Source organism: Isoptericola sp. NPDC057191 (genome assembly GCF_042670225.1).
GTDB lineage: Bacteria > Actinomycetota > Actinomycetes > Actinomycetales > Cellulomonadaceae > Isoptericola.
This window is the reverse complement of the sequence record NZ_JBHUWC010000121.1, coordinates 1-12406: the sequence shown is the minus strand read 5'-3', so window position 1 is coordinate 12406 and position 12406 is coordinate 1. Positions and strand designations below refer to the sequence as shown.

The window sequence follows — 12406 nt, the reverse complement described above, 5'->3', positions numbered from 1 at the left end:
ACCGCGGGCGCCCGACGTCTCCGCGGGGACCCGGGCCGCCGGAGAGCCGGCGCCCCGGGCCGCCCGGCCCAGCCGGGCACGCACCCGCCGTCCGCGTCCGACCTCGGGCGCCGCGCTCTACCGGCCCTGGTGGACCCCCTGGCTGTGGGTCGCGCCGGCGATCATCGTCATCGGGGTGTTCGGGGTCTTCCCGTTCCTCAACACCATCGTGCTGTCCTTCACCGACGCCCGGCCGCTCGGCGGCGGTGGCGACTGGGTCGGCCTGGAGAACTACTCCCGCATGGTGGGCGACCCGGCCTTCTGGCTCGCGGTGCGCAACTCGGTGCTCTACGCGGTCGTCGCGGTCCCGCTGCTCGTCGTCCTGCCGCTGATGCTCGCGCAGCTCGTGTACAAGAAGGTCCCCGCCATCGGGTTCTTCCGGACGGCGTTCTACGCCCCGGTGGTCGCGTCGATGGTCGCGGTCGCGCTGGTGTGGCAGAACCTCGTGTCCGAGAACGGGCCGATCAACACCGCGCTCAAGCAGGTCGGGATCATCGACTCCCCGATCCCCTTCCTCTCGGACACGACGCTGCTGCTCCTCACGGCGATCGCGCTGACGGTCTGGAAGGGCCTCGGCTGGTACATGATCTTCTACCTGTCGGCGCTGGCCAGCGTGCCCAAGGACCTCTACGAGGCCGCGTCCCTCGACGGCGCCGGCACCTTCCGCCAGTTCGTGCACGTCACGGTCCCCGGCGTCCGCCTCACGATGCTGCTCGTCGGCATCATGTCGGGCATCGGCTCCTTGCGCGTGTTCACCGAGATCTACATCCTCGGCGGCGCGACGGGCGGCGTCGGCGGCCAGGCGCGGACCCTGCCGTTCTACATCCGGGACGTCGCGCTCGACCCGATCTCGGGGAACGTCGGCTACGGCGCGGCGATCTCCGTCGCCCTGTTCGTCCTGACGATCGGTCTCGCGGTCGCGTCGCACAAGCTCGGCTCCAAGGAGGAGGACTGATGACCTGGTGGCGCACGCGCGGGCGCACCCGCGCGCTCGTGACGCGGTACGTGCTCCTGCTGGTGGTGCTCGCGATCTCCGTGGGCCCGCTGCTGTGGCAGCTCTTCTCGTCCCTCAAGGGGCCGCAGGACGCGCTGTACGGGAGCGACGCGACCTTCTTCCCGGCGCACCCGACGTTCGCGGCCTACCAGACCGTGTTCGCGCAGGTGCCGATGGGCACGTACATCCGCAACAGCCTGATCATGTGCCTGCTCACGGTGTTCTCGCAGGTCGTCTTCCCGACGCTCGCGGGATACATGCTCTCGCGCCAGGGCTGGCGGGGCCGCGGCGTCTTCTACTGGGTGCTGATCATCTCGATGATGTTCCCGTTCGAGTCGATCATGGTGTCGCTGTACACCCAGATCACCGACCTCGGCCTCGACGACTCGTTCATCGGCGTCTGGCTGCCCGGCGCGATCTCGGCCGTCAACGTCCTCATCACGCGGGCCGCGTTCAGCGCCGTGCCGAACGAGGTCGAGGATGCCGCGATGCTCGACGGCGCCGGCGAGGTCCGCCGGTTCTGGAAGATCTACCTGCCTGCGGCGCGCGGCGCGATGGTCGTCGTCGTCATCAACTCGTTCATCGCCGCCTGGGACGACTTCCTGTGGCCGTTCATCGTGCTGCGCTCGGAAGAGCTGTACACGCTCTCCCTCGGTCTGTCGCGCCTCGCGGCCTCGTCCCTCTCGTACGACCCGCGCGTCACCATGGCCGGGTCCGTCATCGCCATCGTGCCGATCCTCGTGCTCTTCGTCGCACTGCAGCGGTACTTCTTCAAGGGTGTGGAATCAGGAGCAGTGAAGTGACCTCGAACCAGGACGTCGTCCAGGACGTCGCGCCCCAGGCCGCCACGGACGTCATCGTGCCGACGGCGGAGCAGCTGCGCTGGCAGCAGCTCGAGGTGGGCATGTTCTTCCACTTCGGCATCAACACGTTCCACGCCAAGGAGTGGAGCGACGGCACCCTCCCGGCGTCGTCGTTCGACCCGACCGACCTCGACGCCGACGAGTGGGTGGCGCTGGCCGTCGCCGCCGGCGCCAGGTACGTGGTGCTCACCGCGAAGCACCACGACGGCTTCTGCCTGTGGCCGACCGCGACCACCGACTACTCCGTCGCCTCCTCGCCGTGGCGGGACGGGAAGGGCGACGTGGTGGCAGAGGTCGCCGCGGCCTGCCGCGCCGCAGGGATCGGCCTCGGCCTGTACCTGTCCCCCTGGGACCGGAACCACCCGGCCTACCAGGACCCGGAGGCGTACGCCGACGTCTACGTCACCCAGCTCACGGAGCTCTGCACGCGGTACGGGCCGCTCGTCGAGCTGTGGTTCGACGGTGCGGGCTCGGAGGGGTACTCCTACGACTGGGCGCGCATCATGGAGGTCGCGCGCACGCACCAGCCGCAGGCGATGGTGTTCAACATGGGCGCCCCGACGATCCGGTGGGTCGGCAACGAGGACGGGCTCGCGAGCGACCCCGTCGAGTACGTCGTGCACCACACGCAGATGAGCAACTACACGATCGTCACGACCGAGTTCGCGCAGGCGCTGTACCTGCCCCCGGAGTGCGACGTGTCCGTGCGCCGCGGCTGGTTCTGGGCGGAGGACGACGAGCCCAAGTCGCTGGAGCACCTCCTGGCGATCTACTACCGGTCCGTCGGCCTGGGCACGAACCTGCTCCTCAACGTCCCGCCGGACCGGCGGGGGCGCATCGACCCGGCGGACGCCGCGGTCGTCACGGCGTTCGGCGACGAGCTCCGGGCGCGGTTCGGGCACCCCGTCGCGACGGTCCTCACCCGCACCGGGGACGCCACGTGGCACGTCGACCTGGGAGCGGAGCCCGTCGAGCTCGACCACGTGCTGGTCCGGGAGGACCTCACGGACGGCCAGCGCGTCACGCGCCACGAGGTCCGCCTCGACGGGACCGTGGTGGCGGGCGGCGGGACCGTCGGGGCGGGGCGGGTGCACGTCGTGGACGCACCGGCCACGAACGAGCTCGAGATCGAGCTGGAGGGCCCGGGCGCCGGCCTCGCGGAGGTGGTGGTCTTCCGGACCGGTCACCGAGCCGCCCCGGCGGTGCCCGAGGGATACAGCGCGCCGACCGACTACCCGGAGGACTGACGGTGCGCGACCGGAGCCTGCACGCCACGACTGCCGGAGGGACGGTCCACCGCACGGACCTGACGGGCCCGGGCTGGACCGTGCGGCTGGCGGGACCCGTCCCCGCCGGTGCGGGCGGTCCGGCCGACGACGTCCTCGCGCGGCTGCGTGCCGGGATCCCCGCGTCGGTCCCGGGCTGCGTGCACGACGACCTGCTCGCCGCCGGGGTCGTCGCGGACCCGTACGTCGACGACCACGCCGCGGCCGTGCGGTGGGTGGGCGAGAGCGACTGGGTGTACGAGGCCGACGTCGAGCTCGCGGACGCCCGCACGGAGGGCCGCGTCGAGCTCGTCCTCGACGGCCTCGCGACCGTCGCCACGGTCCGCGTCAACGACCAGGTCGTCGCGGCCACCGCCAACATGCACCGCTCGTACGCCCTCGACGTGTCCGGCCTCGTCCACCCCGGCGTGAACCGGGTCGCCGTCGAGCTCTCCTCGGCCGCGCGGGCGATGCTCGCCGCCGACGACGGTGCGCTCCCGTACGACTGGGCCTACCCGTACAACCGGCTGCGCGTCATGGCGTCCAGCGTGGGCTGGGACTGGGCGCCCCCGCTGGTCTCGGCCGGCCTGTGGCGCCCTGCCCGGGTCGAGTCGTGGACCGGCGTGCGGCTGCGGTCGCAGGCACGCGGCGAGGTCTCGGCGGACCTCGCCGGGCGCCGGGTGGTCGTCGTCGTGGAGCTCGACGGGCAGGACGGCGACCTCGCCACGGGCGAGGTCGAGGTCGCGGTCGGCGCGCACCGGTCGCGGCACGTGGTGACCGGCCGCGACGAGATCGTCCTCGACGTGCCGGACGCGGAACTGTGGTGGCCGCGCGGGTACGGCGCCCCGACGCTCCACGAGGTCACCGTCGCGCTCGCCGGGACGGACCAGGAGCAGGTCCACCGGGTGGGGCTGCGGCACGTCCACCTCGACACGACGCCCGACGCGACCGGGCGACGCTTCGTCGTCGTGGTCAACGGTCGCGAGGTCTTCGCGCTCGGCGCGAACTGGATCCCCGACGAGCTGCTGATCTCGCGCATGACGGCCGACCGCTATGCGGAGCGCGTCGGCCAGGCGGTCGCCGCGCACATGAACATGCTGCGCGTGTGGGGCGGCGGCGTCTACGAGGCGGACGCGTTCTACGCGGCCTGCGACGCGGCGGGGATGCTGGTCTGGCAGGACTTCGCGTTCGCGTGCGCCGCCTACCCCGAGGAGGAGCCGCTGCGCTCCGAGGTCGAGGCGGAGGCGCGCGAGCAGGTGCGCCGCCTCTCGGCGCACCCGAGCGTCGTCGTGTGGAACGGCTCCAACGAGAACCTCCAGGGCTGGAGCGACTGGGGCTGGCCCGACCGCGTCGGGACCCGCACGTGGGGCGAGGGGTACTACCGCGAGCTCCTGCCGCGCGTCGTCGCCGAGGAGGCCCCCGGCACCCCGTACGTGCCGTCGAGCCCGTTCTCCTCGACCACGGGCGTCGGGCCGAACGTCGACGGGGAGGGCACGACCCACCTCTGGGACCAGTGGAACCTGTACGACCACACGACGTACCGCGACCACGTCCCGCGCTTCGCCGCCGAGCTCGGCTTCCAGGCCCCGCCCACGGGGGCGACGCTCTCGTCCGCGCTCACCGAGCGCCCGGTCGACGTCCGCGGCGACGCGCTCGCGACCCGGCAGCGGCAGGTCGGCGGCATGCGCCACCTCGTGCGCCGCCTCGACGGCCACGTCCCCGACCCCGACCGTCTGCTCGACGACGTCGACGACTGGTCCTGGGCCACCCAGCTCAACCAGGCCGACGCCCTGCGCACCGCCGCCGACCACCTGCGTGGCTCGTGGCCGCGCACCGCCGGCATGCTCGTCTGGCAGCTCAACGACGCGTGGCCGGGGATCTCGTGGTCGGTGGTCGACCACGGCGGGCGGCCCAAGCCCGGCTGGCACGCGCTGCGGCGGGCGTTCGCACCGCGCACGCTCTCGATCCAGCCGCGCGACGGCGTACCCCAGGTCGTCCTCGTCAACGACACCGACGCGACGTGGCAGGCGCGGGTCGTCGTGCGGCGCGTGCACGTCGCGACCGGTCCGCTGGGCGCCGCGGCGGAGACGGTGCAGACCGTCGACGTCGGCCCCCGCTCCGTCGCGCGCCGGGACCTGCCGCCGCAGGTCGCGCTCGCCGGGTCGCGCCGCGACGAGGTGCTCGTGGCCGACTGCGAGGACCTGCGCGCGTGGTCCGCGCTGTGCCGGGAGGACGGCGTGCGCTGGGCCCGCCCCGCCCCGGCGGTCGAGGCCGAGAGGACCCCCCAGGGCTGGCGCGTACGGGTCACGGCGGACGTCGTCACGTGCGACGTCGCCCTGCTCGTCGACCGGCTCGACCCGGCGGCGCGGGTCGACGACCTGCTGACGCTCCTGCTCCCTGGCGAGACCGTCGAGCTCGACGTGACCGGCGCCCAGGCCGCCGACCCGGCGGCGTTCGGCGCACGACCCGTACTGAGGACGAGGAACGACCTGTGGCACCGATGACGCACGACACCTCCGCACCCCCTGTGCACGGCACCGGGACCGACCCCGCCCGGCGGCGCGCCGTCGAGGTGATGGCGGGCATGTCCCTGCGCGAGCGGGTCGGCCAGCTCAACCAGCGGCTGCTCGGGTGGCAGGCCGTCGAGCGCGACCCCCAGGGGGCGTGGCGCACCACCGACCTGCTGCGCGAGGAGGTCGACCGGTGGGGCGGGCTCGGCGCGCTGTACGGCCTCTTCCGCGCCGACGCGTGGTCCGGCCGGGGCTGGGAGGACGGGATCCGGCCCGAGGAGCGGGCCGAGGTCGCCGCGCTCGTCGTCGACGAGGTGCGCGCCGCGTCGGGCCAGGACGTGGGCCCGCTGCTCGTCGAGGAGGCCCCCCACGGGCACCAGGCCCTCGGTGCCGAGCTGCTGCCCGTGAACCTGGCCGTGGGCGCCACGTGGGACGCCGAGCTCTACCAGCAGGCGTGCGCGGCGGTCGCCACGTCGTTGCGCGCCGACGGCGTGCACCTCGCCCTGCTGTCCACCCTCGACCTGCTCCAGGACCCCCGGTGGGGCCGCTCGGAGGAGTGCTACGGCGAGGTGCCCGCGCTGGCGGCGCGGATGACCCGGGCCGCGGTCGTGGGCATGCAGGGGCACGACCGGGCGCGGCTGGCCGACGGCACCGGTGTCGGTGTCGTCCTCAAGCACTTCGCCGCCCAGGGGGCGGGCACGGGGGGCCGCAACGGGCACTCCGCAGCGCTGGGCCCGCGAGACCTCGCCGAGCTGCACCTGCCGGCCGCGCGCGCGGGCGTGGCCGCGGGGGCGCTCGGCCTCATGGCCGCGTACAACGACATCGATGGCGTCCCGTGCGTCGCGAACCGTGCCCTCCTGACCGACCTCCTCCGCGGGCGGTGGGGCTTCGACGGCCTCGTCATGGCCGACGGGCTCGCCGTCGACCGGATCGTCGAGCAGGTCGGGGACCCCGTGGTCGCGGCCGCCACGGCGCTCCACGCGGGTGTCGACCTGTCGCTGTGGGACACGTCGTTCACGATGCTCCAGGAGGCGGTGGCGCAGGCGCCCGACCTCCTGACCCGCGCCGTGGACGAGGCGTGCCTGCGCGTGCTCACGGTCAAGGCGCGGTCGGGCCTCCTCGGGCCGGTCGACGACGTGCGACCTGCCCCGGCGGGACGGCCGGAGGTGCAGCCTGCTGGCGGGCCCGCCACCGGTGACCTCTCCCTCGCGATCGCGGCGCGCTCCGTCGTCCTGCTGCGCAACGAGCCCGCGGCGGGCACGGCCCGCCCCGCGCTCCCCGTCGCCCCCGGTGGGCGATGGGTCGTCACCGGGCCGCGCGCCGACGACGTCGAGGCCATGCTCGGCGACTACGTCGCCCCGCTCGTGGCGGACCGCCGGCTGTCGGTCGCGGACGCGCTGACCGCGTCGGCCGGAGAGCACGGCGTCGTGGTCGAGCGCGCGGACGCCGGCGACATGGCCGCGGTCGCCGCGGCGGACGGGGTCGTCGTCGTGCTCGGCGGGTCGAGCCATCGTGCCTACACGGACGAGTTCGCCGACAACGGTGCGAACGCAGGACAGACCGCCGCGGACTGCGGCGAAGGCGTCGACATCGCCTCCCCGGTCCTGCCCGCCGGGCAGCTCGAGACTCTCGCCGCGGTGCGCGCGGCCGCGCGCGGCCCGGTCGTCGCCGTCGTCCTCGCCGGACGCCCGTACGTCCTCACGGACGTCGTCGCGCACTCCGACGCAGCCCTCCTCGCCTTCTACCCGGGGCCAGGCGGTGGCCGCGCGATCGCCGACCTGCTGCTGGGGGAGAGCCAGCCCGTGGGCCGCCTGCCGGTGACGCTGCCTGCGCACCCGGGTGCGATCCCGGTGCGCGACGACGAGCGGATGCCCGCCGAGGGCGTCTACCGCGACGTCCCGGAACCGGTGCTGGCGCGCGTCGGGGACGGCCTCGGCTACGGCGGTCTCGACGTCCACGGGGTGCGGCTCGCGGTGGACGGCGCGGACGTGGTCGTCGAGGCGGACGTGCGCGCCGCCCTGGGGGACGACGGAGCGGGGGACTGGCACGGCGAGGACCTGCTGGTCGTCCGGTCGCGGAGGGTCGGCGGCCTGGACTGGGCGCGCACCGTCGTCGTCGGGTGGCAGCGCGTGAGCGTCGCGCCGGGGGACGAGGCACGCGCCGTCGTGCGCGTCCCCTGCGACGACGTCCTGCGCCCGGACCTGCCCCTCGCGGTCCTCGGCACCCGACGTGCGCGCCTGGAGGTGGCCCTGGCCGGGCGGCGGTGGTCGTTCGACGTCACGCAGGACGGCGCCGGGGAGGTGACCGTCGATGGGGCTCGAGCCTGACGACGTGACCCTCGGCCGCGTCCGGCGCTTCGTCGACGAGCGGCTCGCCCCGGCGCTGGATGCCGCGAGCACACCGGTCACCGTGACGGCCTGGTCGCAGCCGGGGGAGCCCGTGCGGCCCGACGTGGTCCTGGCCCTGCCGGACGACGCCTTCCACCCGGTGGCTCCGGGCGAGCCCTGGGGCGAGCCCTGGTCCACCACGTGGCTGCGGCTGCGCGGCGCGGTACCGGCGGCGTGGGCGGGCGAGGAGTCGCGCGTCGACCTGGAGGTCGACCTCGGGTTCACGCGCGACACCCCCGGCTTCCAGGCCGAGGGCACGGCGCGCGCCCACGACGGCAGGGTGCTCAAGGGCATCTCGCCGTACAACCGGCGCGTTCCCCTGCCGCTCCTCCTGGACGCGGACCGCACCGGGTGGGACGCGTGGTCGGCAGGGTCCGCGGACCTGCCCGTGGACGTCTGGGTGGAGGCCGCCGCGAACCCGGTCATGGACCCGGACTTCACGTTCGCGCCGACGCCCCTCGGTGACCCTGCGACCCTGCCCGCCGTGCCCCAGTACGCCTGGGGCGAGATGGGCCTGCGGCTGCGGGACGACGCCACGTGGGGACTGTGGCGCGACGTGCGCGTCCTGCGCGAGCAGCTCGAGGTGCTGCCCGGCCCCGGGCTGCGTCGCGGCCGGGTCCTCCGCGCGCTGGCGCGCATGCTCGACGTCGTGCAGGTCGCCACCCCCGAGCTGCTCCGTGCCTCCGCCCCCGCGGCGCGCGCGGAGCTCGCCGGGGTGCTGGCGGAAGGCAACGGGGACGGCGGGCACGAGGTCGTGGCCGTGGGCCACGCGCACATCGACTCCGCCTGGCTGTGGCCGTTCCGGGAGACGCGCCGCAAGGTGGTGCGCACGTACGCCAACGCCCTCGCGCTGCTCGACGAGTACCCCGAGACGACGTTCGTGACCTCGTCCGCCCAGCACCTCGCGTGGGTGCAGGAGAGCGAGCCGGAGCTGTTCGAGCGGATCCGGTCGGCCGTCGACGCGGGCCGCTTCGTCCCGGTCGGCGGGATGTGGGTCGAGTCCGACACCATGCTGCTGTCGGGAGAGTCCATGGCGCGCCAGCTCCTCGAGGGGACCACCTGGTTCTCCGAGGAGCTCGGGGTGCGCTGCCGCGAGGTGTGGCTGCCCGACTCGTTCGGCTACTCCGCGGCCCTGCCGCAGATCTTCCGGGCCGCGGGCATGCGGCGCTTCCTGTCGCAGAAGATGTCGTGGAACGACACCAACCGGATGCCGCACCACACGTTCACCTGGGAAGGGATCGACGGGTCGCGGGTGCTCGCGCACTTCCCGCCGGTGGACAACTACAACTGCGACCTCACCCCGCGTCAGCTCGCGCACGCGGAGCGGAACGTCGCGGACTCCGACACGGTGTCCGCCGAGCTCTCCCTCGCGCCGAGCGGCTGGGGCGACGGCGGGGGAGGCCCGACGCGCGAGCACGCCGAGACGGCGCGGCGCGTGCGCGACCTGGCCGGGTCGGCCCGGGTGGCCTGGGGCACCCCCGACGACTTCTTCGCCCGGTCGGAGGCGCTCGCCGCCGCGGCGCGGGAGCGGGGCGAGACCTCGCCCGTGTGGGTCGGGGAGATGCCGCTCGAGCTGCACCGCGGCGTGTCGACGTCGCAGCAGCGGCTCAAGGCGGACAACCGCCGGAGCGAGTCGGCGCTGCGCGAGGCCGAGCTGTGGTGCGCGACGGCGACACGGCGCACCGGGGCCGCCTACCCGCTCGACGAGCTGCGGGGCCTGTGGCGCACCGTGCTGGTGCACCAGTTCCACGACGTCCTGCCCGGCTCGTCCATCGCCTGGGTGTACCAGGACGCGGCGCGTGACCACGACCGCGTTCAGCGGCGGTGCGCCGAGCTGGTCGCGGGCGCGCTGGACGTGCTCGCCGGCACCAGGTCGCCGGACGCCCCGCACGTCGGGCCGGGTGAGCTGTGGGCGAACCCGAGCCCCGTCGTCCTCGACGGCGTCGAGCCGTTGTCCGTGGGGCCGCGCCGCCGCACGGCCGGCTCCCCGCCCGTGCAGGCGGACGGAACGGTGTGGACCCTCCAGGACGACGCGCTGCGCGTGGTCGTCGACGGCGGCGGCCACGTGGTCGCGCTCGTCGACCTGGCCACGGGGCGCGACGCCGTCGCCGCGGCGGGACCCGCGAACGTCGCGCGGCTGTTCCGCGACCTGCCGAACCGGTGGGACGCGTGGGACATCGACGCGCACGCGCACCGCGTGCCCCGGGACGTCCCGGAGGCCCGCGTCGGGGTCGAGGACGGCGCGATCGTGGTCGAGCGCGTCCTCGGGCCCGGGGGGAGCACGCTGTCGCAGCGGCTCGAGCTCGTGGACGGTGCGCTCGAGGTCACGACGGTCGTGGACTGGCACGAGCGGGAGGAGCTCCTCGTGCTGTCGTGGCCGCTCGACCTGCGCGCGCACGAGGTCGCGGCCGAGACGCAGTTCGGTCACGTCCGCCGCCCCACGCACCGCAACACGAGCTGGCAGTCGGCCCGGTTCGTCGACGTCGCCCACCGCTGGGTGCACGTCGGGGACGCCGGCTTCGGGGTCGGCATCGCCAACCGCACCACCCAGGGGTACGACGCCGCGAGCGAGGTCCGCCCCGACGGCGGCACCACGACGACCGTGAACCTGCACCTGCTGCGGGGGCCGCGATACCCCGACCCCGGGGCCGACCTCGGCCGGCACACGTTCGTCCATCGCGTGCGTCCGGGGGCCGCCGTCGCCGACGCCGTCCGGGACGGCTACGCCCTGTCGCTGCCGCCGCGCGCGGTGCCCTCCGGTGGTGCGGCCGTCGAACCCCTGGTGCGGGTCGACGGGCCCGGCCTGCTCGTGGAGGCGGTCAAGCTGGCGCACGACGGGAGCGGGGACCTGGTCGTCCGGTTGTACGAGCCGCACGGTGCGCAGGCGAGCGTCGGGGTCCGGCTCGACGTGCCCGGGACGGTCGCGCGCGTCGACCTGCTCGAGGAGCCGCTCGGGGACGAGGCCGACGGCTGCCGTCGCTTCGAGGAGTGGTCACAGGACGACGCGTGCGGGGCGACGCTGGTCGTGCGGCCCTTCGGGATCGTCACGCTGCGGGTGACGGCGCCCGTGGCCTGAAGCCCCGGCCCCGGCCCCGGCACCGGCCCCGGCGGCGGTAGCGGCCCGGGAGGTCCGGTCACTCCGCGGCGTCGGTGTCGGCGTCGGCGGGGACGTGCGGCAGCGTCTCCTCGACGTCCAGCAGGTGCGCGGCCATGCGCACGCGCGCGGCCTCGGCGTCGCCGCCGGCCAGGGCCCGCCAGATCGCCTCGTGGTCGCGCAGCGTGCGCTCCTCGACCCCCGCCTCGTGGCGGCCGCGCCAGCGGCGCTCGCGCACCGTGCGGCCCTCCAGCGCCTCGACGAGCGCCTCCAGCACCGGGTTGCCCGCGTGCGCGGCGACGATCCGGTGGAACGCGACGTCGGCGGCCATGAACGCCTCGTGGTCCACCGGGTCCGCCGCGACGACGTCGGCCACGCCGTCGAGGACGCCGCGCAGCTCCGCCACGGCCTCCGGGGTGATGTGGTGGGCGGCGAGGCCGGCCGCCTCGGTCTCCAGCACGCGCCGCACGGCATGGAACGGCCGGGCGCTGGTGTCGCCGTGCAGGTCGACGACGAACTGCAGCGAGGACATCAGCCGCGCCGGGTCGAGGCTGGTCACGTACGTGCCGTCGCCCTGGCGGGTGTCCAGCACGCCCAGCACGGTCAGCGCGCGCACCCCCTCGCGCAGCGAGCCGCGGGAGACGCCGAGCCGGTCGGCGAGATCCTTCTCCACCGGCAGCCGGTCGCCCGGGCCGAGCTCGCCGCTCACGATCATGCGGCGGACTCCGTCGACGACCTCTTCCGTGCGGGACATGCCGTGCAGTATGACCCAGTTCGCGGACCGGTGCACCGATTCCTCCGATGAATCCGGCGGCGGTGCGGGTGCGGCTGCGGCGGAGGCTCCTAGCCTGGGACGATGTCGGAACTCTCGCTCGACCGCCTGCTGTCCCTCGAGCACGACGGATGGCGCTCGCTGTGCGGCCGCCGCGGCGGCGCGTTCTACGGCGATCTCATGACGCCGGACGCGCTCATGGTGCTCGTCGACGGCTCGGTGCTCGACCGGGACGCCGTCGTCGCCTCCCTGAGCGACGCGCCGTCGTGGGACTCGTACGAGCTCCACGACGCCCGGCGCGTCCCGCTCGGCGCCGAGGCGGCCGCCCTCGTCTACCGGGCGCGGGCGGTGCGGGGCGACGACGCGCCGTTCGTCGCCCTCATGGCGAGCACCTACGTCGTCGTCGACGGCGCTCCTCGCCTGGCCCTGTACCAGCAGACATCGCTGTGAGCGGGCGTCTGGCCCTGTCTCATGGCTGAAAC

8 protein-coding genes are annotated in these 12406 nt (G+C 74.7%); 7 read left to right on the top strand and 1 reads right to left on the bottom strand.

The genetic code is table 11. From position 1 onward, the window contains the following. The 6 genes from ACFT55_RS14405 to ACFT55_RS14380 all read left to right on the top strand — a co-directional run. A partial coding sequence (locus ACFT55_RS14405) for a carbohydrate ABC transporter permease (RefSeq protein ID WP_380244523.1) occupies positions 1–994 on the top strand: 994 nt, incomplete at its 5' end. Then, positions 994–1836 (top strand): carbohydrate ABC transporter permease, encoded by an 843-nt coding sequence (locus ACFT55_RS14400; RefSeq protein WP_380244522.1) that lies wholly within the window; start codon positions 994–996, stop codon positions 1834–1836. The genes ACFT55_RS14405 and ACFT55_RS14400, both read left to right, overlap by 1 nt. Beyond that, positions 1833–3143: an alpha-L-fucosidase gene (locus ACFT55_RS14395; RefSeq protein WP_380244521.1), complete on the top strand. Its 1311-nt coding sequence runs from the start codon at positions 1833–1835 to the stop codon at positions 3141–3143. The genes ACFT55_RS14400 and ACFT55_RS14395 overlap by 4 nt, the downstream gene beginning before the upstream one ends. 2 nt (positions 3144–3145) lie before the next feature. Further along, on the top strand, positions 3146–5665 hold the full coding sequence (locus ACFT55_RS14390) for a glycoside hydrolase family 2 protein (protein ID WP_380244520.1): 2520 nt from the start codon (positions 3146–3148) through the stop codon (positions 5663–5665). Further along, entirely contained in the window at positions 5662–7998 is a 2337-nt protein-coding gene (locus ACFT55_RS14385; protein WP_380244524.1) for a glycoside hydrolase family 3 protein, read from the top strand. The genes ACFT55_RS14390 and ACFT55_RS14385 overlap by 4 nt, the downstream gene beginning before the upstream one ends. Beyond that, the gene (locus tag ACFT55_RS14380) at positions 7982–11134 is read left to right on the top strand and encodes an alpha-mannosidase (RefSeq protein WP_380244519.1); all 3153 of its coding nucleotides are present in this window, start codon (positions 7982–7984) and stop codon (positions 11132–11134) included. The genes ACFT55_RS14385 and ACFT55_RS14380 overlap by 17 nt, the downstream gene beginning before the upstream one ends. A 58-nt stretch (positions 11135–11192) precedes the next feature. Here ACFT55_RS14380 and ACFT55_RS14375 read toward each other — a convergent pair whose 3' ends face one another. Beyond that, positions 11193–11906, bottom strand: coding sequence for a FadR/GntR family transcriptional regulator (locus ACFT55_RS14375; protein WP_380244518.1), 714 nt, complete (start codon positions 11904–11906; stop codon positions 11193–11195). A 102-nt stretch (positions 11907–12008) separates the two neighbouring features. Here ACFT55_RS14375 and ACFT55_RS14370 point away from each other — a divergent pair, with 102 nt between their 5' ends. Continuing rightward, on the top strand, positions 12009–12374 hold the full coding sequence (locus ACFT55_RS14370; protein WP_380244517.1) for a nuclear transport factor 2 family protein: 366 nt from the start codon (positions 12009–12011) through the stop codon (positions 12372–12374). The last annotated feature ends 32 nt before the right edge of the window (positions 12375–12406 follow it).